The sequence below is a fragment of the Sphingobium yanoikuyae genome (assembly GCF_013001025.1).
GTDB classification, from domain to species: domain Bacteria; phylum Pseudomonadota; class Alphaproteobacteria; order Sphingomonadales; family Sphingomonadaceae; genus Sphingobium; species Sphingobium yanoikuyae_A.
Window position 1 is genome coordinate 1,990,325 of sequence record NZ_CP053021.1, and the last position, 18,234, is coordinate 2,008,558.

At 65.4% G+C, this 18,234-nt stretch carries 13 protein-coding genes; 3 read left to right on the forward strand and 10 right to left on the reverse strand.

Annotated features, from left to right (window positions below; all coding sequences use genetic code 11):
* Window positions 1-7: 7 nt before the first annotated feature.
* The 7 genes from HH800_RS09920 to HH800_RS09950 form a co-directional block, all read right to left on the reverse strand.
* Window positions 8-1,429 carry a BNR-4 repeat-containing protein gene (locus HH800_RS09920; protein WP_169860948.1) on the reverse strand — a complete coding sequence of 474 codons (1,422 nt, stop codon included), beginning with the start codon at window positions 1,427-1,429 and terminating at the stop codon, window positions 8-10.
* Window positions 1,430-1,448: 19 nt separating this feature from the next.
* Window positions 1,449-2,684, reverse strand: coding sequence for an MFS transporter (locus tag HH800_RS09925; protein ID WP_169860949.1), 1,236 nt, complete (start codon window positions 2,682-2,684; stop codon window positions 1,449-1,451).
* On the reverse strand, window positions 2,681-3,631 hold the full coding sequence (locus HH800_RS09930; RefSeq protein WP_235682080.1) for a 2-dehydro-3-deoxygalactonokinase: 951 nt from the start codon (window positions 3,629-3,631) through the stop codon (window positions 2,681-2,683). Before HH800_RS09930 ends, HH800_RS09925 begins: the two co-directional genes overlap by 4 nt.
* 7 nt (window positions 3,632-3,638) lie before the next feature.
* Complete coding sequence (locus HH800_RS09935; protein WP_235682081.1) at window positions 3,639-6,284, reverse strand: TonB-dependent receptor; 2,646 nt, start codon at window positions 6,282-6,284, stop codon at window positions 3,639-3,641.
* A gap of 169 nt (window positions 6,285-6,453) precedes the next feature.
* Entirely contained in the window at window positions 6,454-7,176 is a 723-nt protein-coding gene (locus HH800_RS09940) for an IclR family transcriptional regulator (RefSeq protein WP_069336054.1), read from the reverse strand.
* Window positions 7,177-7,222: 46 nt separating this feature from the next.
* Window positions 7,223-8,398, reverse strand: coding sequence for a mandelate racemase/muconate lactonizing enzyme family protein (locus tag HH800_RS09945; protein WP_169860951.1), 1,176 nt, complete (start codon window positions 8,396-8,398; stop codon window positions 7,223-7,225).
* 14 nt (window positions 8,399-8,412) lie between these two features.
* Complete coding sequence (locus tag HH800_RS09950) at window positions 8,413-9,318, reverse strand: dihydrodipicolinate synthase family protein (RefSeq protein ID WP_169860952.1); 906 nt, start codon at window positions 9,316-9,318, stop codon at window positions 8,413-8,415.
* A gap of 136 nt (window positions 9,319-9,454) precedes the next feature.
* On the opposite strand from HH800_RS09950, the gene HH800_RS09955 reads away from it, so the two are divergent.
* On the forward strand, window positions 9,455-10,189 hold the full coding sequence (locus HH800_RS09955) for an SDR family NAD(P)-dependent oxidoreductase (protein WP_169860953.1): 735 nt from the start codon (window positions 9,455-9,457) through the stop codon (window positions 10,187-10,189).
* 57 nt (window positions 10,190-10,246) lie between these two features.
* On the opposite strand, the gene mqo is transcribed toward HH800_RS09955, so the two are convergent.
* The 3 genes from mqo to HH800_RS09970 all read right to left on the reverse strand — a co-directional run bounded on the left by mqo (window position 10,247) and on the right by HH800_RS09970 (window position 14,903).
* Complete coding sequence (mqo, locus tag HH800_RS09960; RefSeq protein ID WP_206379213.1) at window positions 10,247-11,971, reverse strand: malate dehydrogenase (quinone); 1,725 nt, start codon at window positions 11,969-11,971, stop codon at window positions 10,247-10,249.
* Window positions 11,972-12,068: 97 nt separating this feature from the next.
* Entirely contained in the window at window positions 12,069-13,550 is a 1,482-nt protein-coding gene (locus HH800_RS09965; protein ID WP_169860954.1) for an alginate export family protein, read from the reverse strand.
* Window positions 13,551-13,562: 12 nt separating this feature from the next.
* Complete coding sequence (locus tag HH800_RS09970; RefSeq protein WP_169860955.1) at window positions 13,563-14,903, reverse strand: dicarboxylate/amino acid:cation symporter; 1,341 nt, start codon at window positions 14,901-14,903, stop codon at window positions 13,563-13,565.
* Between the two features lie 256 nt (window positions 14,904-15,159).
* Between HH800_RS09970 and HH800_RS09975 the strand changes: the two genes are divergently transcribed.
* A complete protein-coding gene (locus HH800_RS09975; RefSeq protein ID WP_097383335.1) occupies window positions 15,160-16,917 on the forward strand; it encodes a sensor histidine kinase in 1,758 nt (585 codons plus the stop codon).
* Window positions 16,914-18,230, forward strand: coding sequence for a sigma-54-dependent transcriptional regulator (locus tag HH800_RS09980; RefSeq protein ID WP_097383336.1), 1,317 nt, complete (start codon window positions 16,914-16,916; stop codon window positions 18,228-18,230). Before HH800_RS09975 ends, HH800_RS09980 begins: the two co-directional genes overlap by 4 nt.
* Window positions 18,231-18,234 lie beyond the last annotated feature (4 nt).

Genomic DNA, 18,234 nt, shown 5'->3' on the forward strand with positions numbered 1-18,234 from the left:
CTCCCTTTCAGTTCGTGACCTGCGTCAGATAGACGCTGCCGGTGGTGCTGTTCACATCGGTCGGCGCGGCGCCGTAGATGATATCGGTGTCGGCCGACAGCGGCACCGTGGCAAGCCGGGTTATCGCCTTGCCGGGCGCGAGGTCGGTGATGGTCCAGCCCGACGCCGTCGATGTCTTGAGCCCCTGTCGCAGCCCTTCGCCGGTGGTAGCGAAATAGACGCGGACCTGCGCCGCCGTGCGCGATATGCCCAGCGCTGCGGGCACATTGTTGCTGGCGGCAAAGATTTTTTCCCGGCTGGTCCAGCCGGTGCCGCTCCAGCGCACGCGCCAGACGTCGAAATTCGCGTCGCCGCTGCCGTCGGTCGGGCGATAGCGATAGGCGATGGTCGGCTGATTATAATCGTCAAGCGCCAGCTTGGCGCTCTGCAACCCCTTGAGCGTCTGATCGGTGGTGAAGACCTCGCCCGACTGGAGCGGCAGGAAGAAGAGCTTGGCATTGGCCAGGCCCACCGGCAGCGTCGCCGCCGTGCCGTCGGCATAGCTCCAGCCGCCGCCGGTCGGCGAGTAGCGCAGATAGCTGCCATAATGACGCAGCGACCGGGGCAGCGACTTGGCCCATTCCCACAGCAGATGAACGCTGCCGTCGCCGCCGAAATTCATGTCGTCGGGATAGACGACCGCATCATTGGCGGCGGCAAAGGTGCCGACATGGCTCCAAGCGCCACTGCTGCCCGACATGGCCCAGCGAAACAGTTCGCCCTCGCCATCATAGGTCGCCGCATCATAGCTGCGGATCATCAGATAGACGTCGCCATTGGGCGCCCGCTTGGCGACCGGATAGGTATAGAGGCCGGTAGCGGGAATATCGGTCTGGCGGGTGAAGCTCATGCCACCGGGCGCATCGGCGCGGAAATAGCGCATGCCATCCGACAGATTATGCATGTCGGCCCAGACATGCAGCACGCCCGCGCCATCGACCGCGATAGTCGGCTGCTTGTGGCCGATATCGTCCGCCTCGGTCCAGACCGTGCCATCCGGATTGCGCAGCACGGCGAAGGTCCAGGTGCCGCTCGTGTCGCGCTTGCCGATCTTGACCTCATGGCTACCGGCCGCGCCGGAGGCTGGCGGACTGTCGAAGGCGACATAGAGCGTGCCATCGGGCGCCAGCGCGATCGGCACCCACCAGGCGGCCTGGTTGGAGGAGTCCGCGTCTCGCGGCACCCGTTCGACACTGATGCTGGCGGCGAGCGCAGCGGCCATCGGTTCTTCCGCCGTGGCCTGGAGCGGGCTGCCGAGGCTGACCCAGTTGGCGATGGCGCTGGTCGATCCGCTGGCGCCGCCCGTGGTGGCCGTATTGCTCAGCAGCAGCGCGGCCGACGCCGTTCCGGCAAGGGTCAGTCCCCCTGCCAGTCCATAGAAACGCTTCATCTTCCTCTCCCACTTGTTGTTATGCGTGGACGAGTTGCCCTTCCCCATTGGATCGGCGCGCACTGCGCAGCGCCAGGAAGGCAAGCAGAAAGGCGATCGGATGGAGCAGCGCCATCAGCAGGAAGCTGCGTTCGAACGCACCGCCCGCGACAAGCTGGCCGACCAATTGGGTCGAGAGCAGCCCGCCAAGCCCGCTGCCCGCCGCGACCACGCCGAACACGGTGGCGACGATTCGGGTGGGATAGAGATCGACGATCAGCGTGCTGATATTGATCTGGAACACCAGATGGGCGAAGGCCACGGCAGAGGCGAGCGCGAACAGGATCGGCAGGGCCGGATGGCTGGCCGCGATCGCGCCGAGCGGCGCCACCAGCGCGGCCGCGCCCATCACGATGATGCGGCTGGTTGCCGGCGCCACACCGCGCGCGATCAACCGGCTGGAGAAGAAGCCCCCGCCGATGCTGCCAAGATCGGCTGCGAGATAGACGATCCACGCTATGGAGGCGACCGCGATCAGGGTCAGGCCATAGATATCGGTCAGATATTTGGGAAACCAGAAGAGGTAGAAATACCAGACCGGATCGGCGACCGCACGGGCACCGGCAAGCAGCCAGACCGACCGGTCGCGCAGGATGCGGCCCCATAGGGCGCCCTCGCTGATCCGCTCCTCCTTCGGCTCCGGCGCGCTGCGCGGATAGACCATCAGCCAGACGACCAGCCAGACAAGCCCCGCCGCGCCAGTGGCGATGAACGCCGCGCGCCAGCCGAAATGCAGCGCGATGCCGGCGATCAGCGGTGGCGCCAGCGTCGCGCCGATCATCGCCCCGGCCGTATAGATGCCGAGCGCTATACCCCGTTCCCTGGGCGGAAAATGTTCCGACACCGCCTTGGGGCCGGCAGTGTAGTTGCCCGCCTCCCCCAGCCCCAGTGCGAAGCGCGCCGCGCCCAGCGCCCCTGCCGACCGGACGAAACCGGTCAGCAGGTTCGCCAGCGACCACCAGCCCACGAACAGCGCCAAAGACAGGCGCGTGCCCAGCCAGTCGGTCACCCGGCCGGCCATCAGATAGGCGAAGGTATAGGCAATGAGGAAAGCCTGGACGACGCGCGCATAGGCGATGTCGTCCATATGCAGGTCTTGTTGCACCGTCGTCGCCAGGATCGAAAGCGCCTGCCGGTCGAGATAGTTGATCACGGTCGAGGCGAACAGCATCGCCAGGATCGCCCATCTGATCTTGCGGGCCTTCCCCTCGATCATGCGGTGGCGGCCTCCATGCGCGCGGCGATCGCCGACAGGCCGGCAAGCGCGGTGCCGTCGCCCGCCGCCTTTTCGATCGCGATCCCCAGGCGATCGCAGACCCGGCCATAGAGATCGACCAGCAGTTCCGCGCCGACCAGGACGATGGTGTCCACCGCCATGCCGCGCGCGCGATGGGCGGCGACCGCGTCGCGGACCTCCGCACCGATCATCAACCCGGACAGGAAGGAAGGCGCGGCGTCGCTGGTCAGTTCGCCCATCAGGATGCGACTGCGCAGCGCGAACAGTCCATGTTCGATCGCCAAGCTCGGATCATCGATCACCAGCCCGGCTCCGACATCGAAGGCGGCGATGTCGGTCGGCGCGGCCGGATCATAGGGTTTTGCCAACGACCGACCGAGCAGGCCATGGGCGAGCAGCAGCTCGCGCATTTCCCCCTGCATAGAGGTGACGAAATCCAGCACCGTCCGCCCGCGCACCCGCACCCATTTGGCATGGGTGCCCGGCAGGCAGATCAGCCGTTCGGCATCATCATCCGCCACGCCCGCCAGCCAGCCGAACAATTGCACTTCCTCGCCGCGCATCACATCGGGCTGGCCGAAGATGTTGCGGCAGGACAGGCCCGGCACGATCGCGATAGGGCATCCCGCCGCCTCGAACCGCAGCAACGCGCCGGCCATCGCCTCTGGCCCGGCCGGGCAAGGCAGATAGGCCGCCTCACGCCAGCCGATGGTCGACCCGATCATGCCCGACAGCAGCACCGGCATCGGACCATGACGATCGATCCAGTCCCCTGCCGCCGCGCGGAAGGCGGTTTCATGATCGGCCACATCCTTGGCGCCCTTGCCACGCACCGTCTCGACCGGGATCAGCCGCCCCTCCTCCACCCGGCACAGGTGAAGGCGCATGTTGCTCGATCCCCAATCGCCCGCGATCAGCATAGTCATCCCGTCCTCAGAACTTGAAGTTGGCGCCGATGGCGAAGCGGCGCCCCTGCTCGGCATAGAGGGCGATCGCTTCGGGCGCGCCGGTATAGCGGATCTGCTTCTCGTTGGTCAGGTTGCCGGCCTCGGCATAGATACCAAAGGCGCCAAAATCATAGCGGATCGATGCGTCGATCGTCTCATAGGGCTTGAAGAAGGAGCCTTCGCCACCCGCCGTCACGCTGTCGAGATAGCCCGAGCGATAATTATAGGCGACGCGCAGGCCGAACCCGTCCTTTTCATAATAGCCGACCAGATTGGCATTATGCTTGGACAGCCCTTCCAGCGGCAGGGTGGCGCCGGTGCGGGCATTCACGAACGGCGTGCTGCTGTCGATATAGCTGTAGTTCGCCAGAATGCCGAAGCCGCTGGCAAAGCCATCCAGGAAGTTTAACGGCAGCTGCAGCATCACTTCCGCACCCTTGAGCTTGCCGCCCTCTCCATTGACCTTGCGCGTGACCAGGAATTGCTGGGCCTCACCCGGCACATCCTCGAAGGTCGAGCGGGTGGTCAGGAAGGAGCCGATATCCTTGTAGAAGAGGCCGACCGTCAGCGCCGATCCCTGGCGGAAATACCATTCCAGCGACACGTCATACTGGTCGGCGCGGAACGGCTTGAGGTTCGGATTGCCGCCGGTCCCGGTATAGACGATGCGGTTGAGCAGCAAGCCGGGGCTCAGATCCTGCGAGTCCGGCAGGCCGACGACCTTGGCCGCACCGACACGGGCCACCAGTTGATCGGTCAGGTCGAACTTCAACACCGCGCTCGGCAACCAGTCCTCATAGGAGGGCGATGCGGTGACCGGCTGGAACGTGCCGTCGGCGCGGCGCAGCGCGGACACCGCATCGCGGTCGGTGCGGGTGTAACGCAGGCCGATATTGCCGGAGAAGGGAATGCTGCCTAGGTCGCCCTTCAGATTGAGCTTCACATAGCCCGCCTTGGTGACTTCATCGAGCTTGTAGGAGGCGGTGGGGTCCAGCACGCGTGGCGTGCAACTGCCCAATATCGCCTCGCAGGCGAAGTCCGCGCCGGTGCCGAACGGATTGCCGACCAGATAGGATTGGGCGAAGGGCGCCTTGCCACCCAGCAGATCGGGGAAGCTGCCGACCTCATAGAGCGCCGCATCGCGATCGGTCAGGCGGACCGAGGAGGTGAGCTGTGACAGCAGCGAATTGCGCGCGGTCTTGAGCTTGGCGATACGGCCGCCGACCTCGAAGGAGTCCAGCACGCCGCTTTCGATCGCATAGCGCAGGTCGACCCGGCCGGCATATTCCTTCGCATTGGATTCAAAGCGGTTATCGAAGAAGTTGGAATAATTGTAGAGCGACGGATCGAGCAGGTCGACGCCCGACGGCAGGGCCAGTTGCGGCACGCCGCCGCCGGTGAAATCGAACGAGGTCAGATAGGATGCCCGCGTCTGGGTGCGGACATAGGTCTGGTTGTAGTTGAGCTGGGCATCCGAATAGCTGCCCTCCGCCTTGATCGTCCACGGCCCCTTCTCATAACGCAGGTTCAGCGCGCTGGAGAGCGAGTCATCCTTGATCGTCAGCCGCTCGTCATTGCCCTGCAGCGGCCGGCGGACCGTGCCCGCGACCAGCACCTCATTGGGTGAGAAGCTGTAGTCGACATAGTCCGCGCCATTGCTGGTCAGCGCGACAGCGAACCAGTTGCGGCGGCGCTTGGCCTTGCCGGCGGCATAGACGGTGTCCAGCGACAGCTCGAGTTCGTCGGTGGGTCGCCATTGCAACACGACATTGGCGCCAAGCCGCTTGCGGCGTTCGCGCAGCCGCTGATAGCGAAGGTCGGCGATATAGGTGCCGGCCAGGCCGTCGCCATTGGGATCATTGTCGGCCACGCCATCGCCATTGGGATCGAACGCGCCGGTCAGCGGCAGGAAGCCGGCGAAGCTGTTGAAACTGTCTTCCTGGATCGGCCGGTCGGATGCGGTCACATTCACCAGCACGCCGAACCGGTCATCGAAATTGCGCGAATAGAGCAGCGAACCGCTGACACCCTTGCGGTCGAGCATGTCGGCATAGCTGCCTTCGATCCGGCCGGCGACCATCGTGTTCGGCGCGTCGAGCGGCTTGCGGGTGATGATGTTGACCGTGCCGCCCAGCGACCCGTCAATCTGGTCGGCCGACAGCAGCTTGGTGACTTCCAGGCGGCTGATCAGTTCGGCGGGATAAAGCGACAGCGGATTGAAATCGGCATCGGCCGGCACGCCGGGACCACGACCAAAGGGGCTGACCAGCGAGCGCCCATTCACCTCGGTCCGGTTCTGACGCAGGCCGCGGATCGAGACGCTGGTGCCATCGCCCAGCGAGCGGCGGATTTGCACGCCCGATACGCGCTGGAGCGATTCCGCGATATTCTGGTCGGGCAGCTTGCCGACATCCTCGGCCACGATCGAGTCAACGAAGGTGACAGCCTGGCGCTTGGTCTCGATGCCCTTGCTCAGGCTCTGACGAATGCCGGTGACGACGATATCGGCGACCGCGCCGTCCGCCGCCTGGGCGGGCTGCGGCTCTGCGGTTTCCTGGCCGGCTACGATCGTCGGAAACGCGGCCGTGCTGGCCAGTACCAACAGGCTCGCGCATTTTGCTACCTTGCGCATCTTCATCCCCTCCTGTGCGAGCATTGTGCTTCTGAGAGGGAAATTGTTGCACAATTAGCGACGTGTCAATCCCGAAATCTGAAATTTGTTGCTTTTATATCGATTTAATTGGCCAATTTTGCTAAGAAAAATCGACACATCAGCATATCCGTATCACATGAAGCAACACTTACTCTCCGATGCGCTGCGCCGCCTCGCGCAGGGCCTCGACCAGCGGCGCCGTCGCCCCCTCGGGAATCCAGCCCGACATGGCGATGCCGGCATGGACCGGATCGCCCATCGACACCGACACGATATGATGGTCGCGCTCATCCGCCACATGGACGCGCGCATAGCCCAACGCACGAACCTCACTCAGCTTGGCGAGCAGGCTGTCGATGCCGTCCGGGAACATCGGAATGTCGCGCCCGTCATAGAGTTCGCGCACATCCGCATCCTCCAGCTCCGCGAGCAGGGCGATGCCGATGCCGCTGGTCGTCGCTGGCAACAGGCCGATACGGCCCAGGCCGCGCGACGCTTCAATCCCCGGCGGGGCGTGGAAGAGATAGGAGACACTGTCATTCCACAGCACGCCCATCGCCACCGTATGGCCGTAGCGGCGCAGTTGCTCCAGTTCTGGCAGGGCGCGACGGATCAAGCCGGACGCGAACAGGCTCTGCGCCGCCAGCACATGCATGCCCGGCCCGGCGGTATATTTGCGGTTCGCGGTCTGGCGCGCGATGCCCAGATAGGCCAGCGTCTTGAGCAGGCGGTTGATCTTGGTCGGATCGGAATCCAGCTGCCGCGCCAGTTCGCGACAGCCGATCGGCTCGGGCGATGAAGCGAGCGCCTGAAGCGTGGTGATCCCGTCGATCAGGCTCTGGTTGGGCTGGGCGTTGATTTTCGTGCGCATGGCCGTTTCTAGCGTCCGACCATGGGGTTTAGCCAGCCCAGATATCTCATTGACGCCCCCGCGTTACATGGTTCCAGAAGGCCGCGTTCGGCGCCACCCCCAGCCCCGGCCCTTCGGGCAGGGCAAAGGCGCCGGCGGTGCAGGTCAGGCGCCCGTCGAGCAATTGCGCCGAACGCGGCAGGATCGAATGCTGATATTCATGATAGGGTAGGTCGCGCACCGCCGCGGCGGCATGCAGGCTGGCCGCTGCAAAGATGCCAACGCCGATGGTCGCGTGCGGCATCACCCGGACATGATGCGCCTCCGCCAGCCGGGCGATGCGCATGAACTGGGTGATGCCGGTATGCCCCATTTCGGGCTGCACGATCGATACCGCGCGCGCTTCCAGTCTTGGCCGGGCATCGAACACGCTGCGCCATTCCTCGCCCGCCGCGATCGGCGTCGCGACGCGGGCGGCGACATCGGCCAGCCCCGCCACATCCTCGGGCTTGACCGGCGCCTCGGCGAAATAAAGGTCATGCGGTTCCAGCCGGCGGATGAGCGCCACTGCCTCGGCCGCCGAATACATCCAGTGAAGATCCACCATCAGCTTGACGTCCGGGCCGATCGCCGCGCGCAAGGCCCGCGCCTCCGCCTCGATCCCGTCGAAGCTGACCACGCCGGCGAACTTGATCGCGTCGAACCCCTGGTCGACGAAGCGCTTCGCCAGCGCGCAGCGCGCCTCCAATGTCGGTTCGGGCAGGCCGGAGACATAGGCCGGAATGGTCTCGCGCCGCTGCCCGCCCAGCACGCGGCAGAGCGGCAGGCCGACGGCGCGGGCATGGATATCCCACAGCGCGATGTCGACCGCCGCCATCGCATCCAGCCAGAAACCGCCCTGATAGCCGCGCACCCGCATCAGGTCGTAAAGATCTTCCCAGATCACCTCGACATCATGGGCCGAACGGCCGATCAGGATCGGCGCGATGACATCGTCGACCAGTTCGTGGATCGCGCCCGGCGCGACCAGGCCATAGGTTTCGCCCCAACCGACCAGCCCAGACCGACTGGTGACGCGCACCACCACCGATCGGTCGACCGTCGGATAGATGGTGCCATTGCGGCGCCGGACGATATAGCCGGCCGCGTTCACTTCCTCGCCCGGCCCCAGCGCGCCCAGATAGGGCACGTCGCGGGGAATGGTGACGGTGAAGACGTCCAGCCGCTCGATCACATCGTCCATCGCGCCCATATCCTTCAGCCCTGCACCACGCCGATTCCGGTCCAATCGTCGATCCGCGCGAGGATGCGGTCAAGCTCGCGCTGGTCGCCCTCGTCCAGTTCCGGGCCGGGCGCGCGGGTGAAGGCGTCGGCGATCAGGCCGCGCCGGCGCAAGACTTCCTTGGTCAGGCGCCAGCGGAAAACCGCCTGCATCATCAACAGCGGCAGCATCCGTTCATAATGGGTGCGCACCGCGTCGCCGTCGCCGGCCAGATGGGCGGCCATCAGCGCGACATGCGCCTCGGGCAGTTCGGCCGCCGGCATGGTGCCGATCGCGCCGCGCGCCAGTTCGTCGGTGATGTAGCGGCCACCGGCCCCGCCGAACACGCCCAGCAGATGATCGGGCGCGGCGGCGCGGATCGCACTGATCCGCTGGCCGCAGGGCATATTCTCTTCCTTGACCCAGTGGATGGCGGGGACGGCACCGACGACGGCGATGACATCCTCGGCGCTCAGGCCCGCCCCCATCGGTCGGGGCGCATTTTGCAGCATCAACGGCAGGCCAGCCTCGCCAAGTTTGCGATAATGGGCGGCCAGCGCGTCATTGTCGCCGGCCAGCGCGCCCGGCGTCATCACCATCGCGCCGGCGGCACCCGCTTCCTTGCCCGCACGGATCAGCGCCAGGCTTTCTTCGACGTCCGGGCTGGACCCGCCGATGATGAAGCCGATGCGGCCATCGATACGCGTGGCGATCCGGGTAATGAGGCCGATCCGCTCATCGAGCGAGAGCATGTCATATTCGCTGGCGAGGCCCGGAAAGACTGCGCCATCGACACCGCAATCGACGACGAAATCGACAATCGCATCCATGCCGCTATCGTCGATAGCGCCCGACGCATCGAACGGCGTGGGCAGAACCGGATATACGCCACTGACCTTCATGGAACCCCTTCCTCTCCTATTTCCGCTTCAATTATCGCTCATTTAGCAACACGTCAATCTGACATTGTTAAAATTATGCCATTGCGAGCGCATCACCAGATGATATGTTGCTTTTATAAATACGAATGGAGAAGATATGCCCCGCCTGTCCGGTAAGATCGCCCTCGTCACCGGTGCCGCCGGCGGCATCGGCGCGGCCATTTGCGTCCGCTTCAAGGCGGAGGGCGCCCATGTCGTCGCGATGGACCGGATCGCCCCTGATGCGGGGGACGAGGCGTGGGTCTGCGACTTGGCCGACGACGCCGGCATTGCGCAGGGCGCGGCCGACCTGCTGGCACGGCTTGGGCCGCCGGACATCATCGTCCATGCCGGCGCCGCGACCGAACAGGCGGACATCTTCGCCTCCTCACCGCAAGCCTTCAATGCGATCTATGACGTGAATGTCGGTGGCGCGGTCCGCCTGGTCCAGGCCTTCGCCCCCGCCATGCAGGACGCGGGCCGGGGCAATTTCGTCTTCATTTCCTCGATCAATGCCCGCATGGGCGCGCCCAGCCTGGCCGCCTATGCCGCGTCGAAGGGCGGCCTGGAAACCTTCATGAAGGGCTTTGCGCTGGACGTCGCGGCCGACGGCCTGCGCGCCAATTGCGTCGCCCCGGCCTCGATCGACACGGCAATGCTGCGCGCCTCCTTCGACCAACAGCCCGATCCGGCGGCCGCGCTGGCCGCCAACATCCTGCGCCATCCGCTCGGCCGGCTCGGCACCGTCGAGGATGTTGCCAATCTGGTGCTGTTCCTCGCGTCGGATGAAGCCGCCTGGATCACCGGCGGCGTGTTCCCGGTGGATGGCGGCGCGGGCATCACTCGGCGATAGGCTGAGGGACAGGGAACAGGCTGGCGATCACGCACCAGCCTCTCCCCTGTCCGGTCGTTACAGCGCCTGCTGTTCCGAATTGAGGTTGCGCTTCGCCGGCAGTTTGGCGCCGGCATCGGGCGTCGCACCATTGAGGCTCGCCGGCACCTCGACATAAGGCAGGCCTAGCGTCTGGCTGGTCATGCGACGGATGCGGTTGGTGAGGTCCGGGCTGGCGTTGAGCTTCTGTCCATAGGAGGGCACCATCGCCGCCACCTTGGGCTTCCAGCTGGTCGCCATCTGTTGCGGGAAGGCGCGGCGCATGACTTCCAGCATGATCGCCGGCGAGGTGGAAGCGCCGGGCGAGGCGCCCAGCAGCGCGGCGATGCTGGCATCCTTGTCGGTGACGATTTCGGTCCCGAACTGCAGCACCGTGCCCTTCTTGGGATCATATTTGATCACCTGCACGCGCTGGCCCGCGGTGATCAGCTTCCAGTCGCCGCGCTTGGCATTGGGATAATATTTGACCAGTTCGGCCTGGCGCTGGGCATCGGTCAGCGTCGCCTGCTGCGCCAGATAGCGGACCAGATCGAGATTTTCCGCACCAACCTTCATCATGCCGCCGACATTATTCTTGTAGATGGAGGCGAACAAATCGAGCGACGAGCCATTTTTCAGGAACTTCGTGCTCTGCAGCGCGAAGGGACCGAACAGGGTCACCGACTTGCCGTCGAGCTTGCGCGCATCGAGATGCGGCACCGACATGGGCGGCGATCCGGCCTCTGCCTTGCCATAGACCTTCACATTGTGACGGCTGGTCGCGGCCGGCCCCTCGAACGCCAGGAACTGGCCGCCGACCGGGAAGCCGGCATAATTTTTCGATTCCGGAATGCCCGACATCTGCAGCAGCTTGAGCGAGGCCCCGCCCGCGCCGATGAAGACGAACTTCGCCTTCACCACGGCATCGCTGTTTTTCTTGAGGTCATGGACGGTGACGTTCCACGTCTTGTCCGCATTCTGATGCAGGCCGCGCACCTCATGGCCAAGCTGCAGGTTGAAATTGGGATTGCGGGTCAGCGCGTTGGTCAGCTGGGTCGTGATGACACCGAAATTGACATCGGTGCCGAGCGGCATGAACGTCGCCGCCACCTTCTGCTTCGGGTCGCGCCCCTCCATCACCAGCGGCGCCCAGCGGCGAATCTGCGCCGGATCCTGCGAATATTGCATGCCGTAGAAGAGCGGGTTCTTGACCAGCGCATCGCGGCGCTTGTGCAGATAGGCGATATTGTCGTCGCCCCAGACGAAGCTCATATGCGGCGTCGCGTTGATGAAATCGGTCGGCTTGGGCAGACGGCCCTGCTTGACCTCATGCGACCAGAACTGGCGCGAAATCTCGAACTGCTCGGCGATGTCGACGGCCTTGTCGGTCGCGATCGATCCGTCATCCTTTTCCGGCGTGTAGTTCAACTCGGCAAAGCCCGAATGGCCGGTGCCGGCATTGTTCCAGCCATTGGAGCTTTCCTGCGCGACCTTGTCCATCCGCTCGTAGATGTCGATCCGCCAGTCCGGCTCCATTTCCTGGAGATAGGTGGCCAGCGTCACGCCCATGATGCCGCCACCGATCACCAGCACGTCGACCGCCTGGTCATTGGCGGCCGCCTTGCCGGCGGGCGAGGCCATCGGACGGAACAGGAAGGCGGTGGCGGCAATCGCCAGCACCAGGAGGAGAATGGCGAGGGTAAGGAGGATCTTCTTGAACAGGGGCCGGCGACGCGGTGCCGCCGGACTGGAGGAGGATGTCATGATCGTGGGTTCCAAATCTGCGTGGAAAGGGGCCGGGCGGCCGGATGCGCGTTCGCCAATCTTGTCCGTCAGGTCATGCGCACCACCCCATCCACCTTCAGAAACGGAAGCTCAGCCAGCCGGCCAGATAATCGCTGTTGCCATAGCCAGCACGGCTAAGCACCGGTCCTGCATCCAGATGCTCGTAGCGCCCGACAAAGGACAGGCGCGGCGTGATCGACCATGTGATCTGCGCACGGATGGATTCGCCGATCTTGTGACCGGGAACCGATTGGGTGCCGGCGAAGATCGACTTGTTGGCGCGATAGACCGCATCATTTTCATCGGCGCGCCAGGCAAACTGATATTCCATCGTCGCCTTCACGCCCTTGAGCGGTGATATGGTCAGGCTGGGCGCCAGCGTCTTGAGGTTGGTCGGCGTCATGCACAGCTGGTAGCTGTAATAGATATTGTTGCCGAAGGGGGCGTAGGCGGCCTTCAGCGTACCGCCCTCGAACGTGCCGCCGCCGCTGGCATAATCGGCGTGGAAGCCGATGCGCGGCGCCATCGGCAGATCGCCGGGCAGCTTGTAGCTCTGGTTGAAGAAGAGCTGCCAGGCGCTGATGTCGCGACCGTCGAAATCGCCGAACTGGTGGTTGACGGTCCAGTCGAGATTGACCGGGCCGACCTCCCCCCACAGGCGCGCGCCGGCATAGAAGCGCTCGACCCGGCCGGTCACGCCGCCCCAGAGCGCTTCGCTGGTGCGCAACCGCCAGAAGAAGGGATCGAGATAGAGCTCCGACCCGCCCAGCGCCTTTTCGGGCAAACGGATGCCGGCGGTAAAACCGGAAAAGCGCCGCCCCTGCTCGACCTTGTCATCATCGATGCCACCATTGCCCAGCGCGGTCGGCTTGAAATCGAAGGCATCGATGCGCAGCGATCCCGTCCGTGCCCAGGCCCGCACGCCGTTCAGCGCATAGCGGATCGTGTTGTTGTCGCGCTGCGACGTCAGCAGATTGGGGCCGTCGGTAAATTCCTGCCGCCCATAGCGCAGGCCAAGGTCCATGCCCGCAACCCGGCCCTTCAGTTCGGCGAAGGACTGGAGCAGCACCAGATCATTGCGCAGCGATCCCGACGGCGTGCCGATATTGTCACCGGACATGCCGCCATGGGCGATCTCGCCATAGAAGCGCAGATGTGGTCCGACATGCAGGTCGGCGCCACCGACCAGCCGGTTGATGTCCTGCCGCTGGCTGCCGACGTTCCGCAGATTGAGGTTGGTGGTGTAGTTGACCCGCACCCGCGCCTCGCCGCTGAGCGTCAGATAGATGTCGCCATCCTCATCCAGCGGCAGATATTTGAGGCGATCGAACAGGTCGTCGCGCTGTGCGGGATCGGCCTTGCTGCGCCAGTCCTCCGCCCAGCGCGACAGGGCGTAGCCGCCCGATACCGCGCCTTCGCCGACAGCATCGGCGGGATAGAGGCTGACGGGCTCAGCGGGCATGTCGTCGGCCCATGCGGGGTGGGCGAACAGGGCGGCCAGGGTGAGAGCGGAGACGGCGACGGGGCGGCGCACGGCCGCGCAGGAGAAACGAACCATGGTGGCTGCGCCTCATTCCGCCGGTACGGCGTTGGCGAGCGCGGGCTCGGCTGGCGATGGCGCCCCGCCATCCCCCCGCATCGCGGCCTGCAACTGCGTCCGGTCCAACTTCCCTTCCCAGCGCGACACGACGATCGTCGCCACCGCATTGCCGATGAAGTTGGTGAGGCTGCGGCATTCGCTCATGAAGCGGTCGACGCCCAGGATCAGGGCCATGCCGGCGACCGGCACGGATGGGACGATGGAGAGGGTCGCCGCCAGCGTGATGAAGCCTGCACCGGTCACGCCCGCCGCGCCCTTGGACGAGAGCATGGCGACGCCCAGCAACAGGATCTGATCGCCGATCGACAGGTCGACACCGGTAGCCTGCGCGATGAACAGCGCGGCCAGCGTCATGTAGATATTGGTGCCGTCGAGGTTGAAGCTGTAGCCGGTCGGCACGACCAGGCCGACGATCGACTTGGGGCAGCCCGCCCGCTCCATCTTCTCGATCAGCGCCGGCAGCGCGCTTTCCGACGAGGAGGTGCCCAGCACCAGCAGCAATTCGGTCTTCAGGTAGCGGATCAGGCCGAAGATCGAAAAACCGGCGGCACGGGCAACGAGGCCCAGGATCACGACCACGAACAGCGCCGAAGTGAGGTAGAAGGTGCCGACCAGGAAGGCGAGATTGGCGAGCGTGCCGACGCCATATTTGCCGATGGTGAAGGCCATGGCGCCGAACGCACCCACGGGCGCGGCCTTCATGACAATGGCGACCAGCTTGAACACGGCGGTCGAGACATCTTCGAGCAGGTCGAGCACGCGCGCGCCGCGATCACCGACCAGCGCCAGAGCGACACCGAACAGGATCGCGACGAACAGCACCTGAAGGATATTGCCGCTGACGAAGGCGGACAGGAAACTGTCGGGAATGATGCCGGTGAGGAAGCCGGTCAGCGTGCTGTCATGCGCCTTCTGCGCATATTCGCTGACCTTGCTGGCGTCGAGCGTGGCGGGGTCGATGTTGAGGCCCGCGCCCGGCTGCACCACATTGGCGACGATCATGCCGACGACCAGCGCCAGGGTGGAGAAGAAGAGGAAATAGGCGAAGGCCTTGCCCGCGACCCTGCCGACGCTGGCAATGTCGCGCATGCCGGCAATGCCGGTGACGATCGTCAGGAAGATGACCGGGGCGATGACCATCTTCACCGCCTTGATGAAGGCGTCGCCGACCGGCTTCATCGCCTCCCCCAGATGCGGCGCAAAATGGCCGAGCGCCACGCCTGCGATGATCGCCAGCAGCACCTGCGCATAGAGATGGAGATACCAGGGACGCCGGGCGACCGGCGTGTCGGGGAAATCGGAAATCTGCATGACAGTTATCTTTCTGGCCCTCGCCAAAAGCCTTCCCGCCTTCTTGGTTGGGCGGGTCGGGAATTGAGGTGGCCAGTATCGAGCTGTCAGCCATGCGCGACAAATTGTAGGAGGAATGAAATTAAATCATTATAATTCAGTGCAGTAATAAACTTTTCACGTCTGCCGCCAATTTATCTAGTGCATATATTTGCCCAAAAATATCGCGCAATGTGCAGAAATTTGCACATTGCTTACCGGCGCGATATGCAGGGCTATGGACGGCGCCCGCTTCCCGAATCGCATCCTGTGGATCGCCCTGTTCCTGGGCGTGGCTAGCGGTCTGCTCTGGCTGTCGGGCGAGGTTGCCGAGCGCAATGCCATTGCCCGCTTGAGTGCGGAGACGCGCGGCGCCGCGATCCTGCGGCAGGCCTATCTCAAGAGCGAGATCGAGCGGTTCAGGCTGTTGCCCATTGCCCTGTCCGACGATAGCGATCTGGTCGCGGGCCTGACCGGATCGCAGACCGCCCTGCGGGCGCTGGACCGCAAGCTGCAGGCGCTCGCCCGCACCACCGGCGCGGCGCAAATCTATGTGCTCGACGCATCCGGGCGCACCGTCGCATCGAGCAACTGGGGCAGCGAGCGCAGCTTTGTCGGCCAGGACTATTCCTTCCGCAATTATTTCAAGCTCGCCGCCGCCCATGGATCGGGCGCGCAATTCGCCCTCGGCACGATCAGTGAACGGCCCGGCATGTATCTGTCGCGGCGATCGCGCGGCGGCGGCTATGTCGTGGTGAAGCTGGAATTTGACGGGATCGAGCAGCAGTGGGCGCGGCTGGGCGAAATCACCTTCATCACCAGTCGCGAGGGCATCATCCTGATCACCAGCCGCCCCGACTGGCGCTTCACCACCATCCATCCGCTGTCGGCGCAGGCCAAGCAGCGCTTTCGCGCCGAATTGCAGTCCGGCCGCGGCTCACTGCTGCCGGTGCCGCTCAGGGGCATGGGCGATGCCGATGGCCGGCAGATCGTCAGCCCCGCCGACGAACCGCGTCGCCGCCTGCTGTGGCAATCGGTCGCGGCCGGCGAACCGGGCTGGCAGCTCAACATGCTGACGCCGCTGCATGGCGTGGAAAGCTTCGTGCGCACGGTGCGGCTGGCGACCCTGCTGCTGCTGCTGCTGCTCGCCGGCGGCATCTGGATATTGCGCGAGCGTGCCCATCGCCGCGCCGAACGGGCCGCCATGGCCGCCGCCCGCACCAGCGAACTGGAGGCGATGGTGACGGACCGTACCCGCGAACTTCGCCGCGAGATGGAGGAGCGCGCCGCCAGCGAGACGCGCGCCGACACGCTGCGCGAAGGGCTGCGCCAGGCCAATCGCCTGGCATCGCTGGGCCAGATCACCGCCGGCATCGCCCATGAAACCGCCCAGCCCGTCGCCGCGATCCGCAGCTATGCCGCCAATGGGCGGTTGTTGATCGAGCGCGGCGACAGCGAGGCTGCGGCCGAGAATATGGCGGCGATCGAGCGCCTGACCGACCGGATTGGCAAGGTCACGGCCGAACTGCGCGGATTTTCGCGCAAGGCGACCGGCACGATCACCACCATCCCGCTGGCCGGGCCGATCGAGGGCAGTGTGCTGATCCTCAAATCGCGGCTCGCGCGGGTCGACCTGCACCTGCCGGACCTGCCGGACGATCTGCGCGTCATGGCCGACACGATCCGGCTGGAACAGGTGCTGGTCAATCTGCTGCAAAATGCGCTGGAAGCACTGGAGGGCGTGGCCGCGCCCGCCATCCGCCTGTCGGTCGCGCTCGATGCGGAGACGGTGCTGTTGTCGGTGATCGACAATGGGCCGGGCATCGATCCGTCGGTGCAGGGCCAGCTTTTCACGCCCTTCGTCACCAGCCGCCCGTCGGGCCTGGGGCTCGGCCTTGTCATCGCCAGCGACATCATGGCTGACATGGGCGGATCGCTGTTCCTGCTGCCCAGTGAGGCCGGCGCCCATTTCCAACTGAGTTTGAAACGCGCATGACCGACATGCCCCCCCGTCCGATTGCCCTGGTCGACGATGATGACGACCTGCGCGCCGCCATGGCGCAGACACTGACGCTGGCGGGCCATGAGGTGTGCGCCTTCGCCCGCGCCGCCGACGCGCTGGCGGCGATCAAGGCGGATTTTCCCGGCGTCGTGGTCAGCGACGTGCGGATGCCGCACATGTCGGGCATCGACCTGTTCCGGGCGCTCCATGCCCGCGACGCGGAACTGCCGGTGATCCTGGTCACCGGCCATGGCGATGTGCCAATGGCGGTGGATGCACTGAAGGCCGGCGCATGGGATTTCCTCACCAAGCCCTTTGATCCCGACGCTTTGCTGGCATCGGTCGCGCGGGCGAGCGAGAAGAGGCTGCTGGTGATCGAGAATCGCCGCCTGCGCGCGATGGTCGATACCGCCGTCGCCTCCCCGCTGATCGGCCATTCCCCGGCGATCGAGCGGCTGCGCGACATGGTGGCGACCCTGGCCGACACCAATATCGACATATTGGTCGAGGGCGAGACCGGCACCGGCAAGGAACTGGTCGCGCGCATGATCCATCAGCGCAGCCGCCGCGCCAGCGCTCAGTTCGTCAGCATCGCCTGCGCCGCGGTGCCGGATTCGATCGCCGAGACCAGCCTGCATGGCGAAAGCCTGGCCGGGCGCGCGCCGCTCGAAGGCCGGCTGGCCCGCGCGCATCAGGGCACCTTGTTCCTGGACGATGTCGACCAGTCGGGCCCGGCGCTGCAGGCGCATCTGATCCAGTTTCTGGAGGATCGACTGGTCCGCCCGGTCGGCGCGCGCGAACCCCAGCCGGTGGACCTGCGCGTGATCGGCTGCATGACGCCGCAGGGCCAGGCGGGGACGATCCAGCCGGCCCTGCTCTATCGGCTGGCGGCGGTGCGGCTGCACATCCCGCCGCTGCGCGAACGGCGCGAGGATATTCCGCTGATCTTCGCCCATCTGCTCGACGCCGCCGCCCGCCGCTTTCGCCGCGCGGTGCCGCCGGTCAGCCGGGCGGTACTGGCCCATCTTCTGGACCATGACTGGCCCGGCAATGTCCATGAACTGGGGCGGCTGGCCGAACGGCTGGCGCTGGGCCTGGAGCAGGAACCCGTTGCCGATGGCGCGACGCTGCCGCTCGACGCGCGCATGGACGCGTTCGAGCGCATGGCGATCATCGAGGCGATCCACGCGACCGGCGGCGACATGGGCCAGGCGATCGAGCGCCTCGGCCTGCCGCGCAAGACCTTCTACTATCGGGTCCGGCGGCTGGGCATCGACCTGCGGAAATTGCGCGGGCTGGATGGATAGGGCG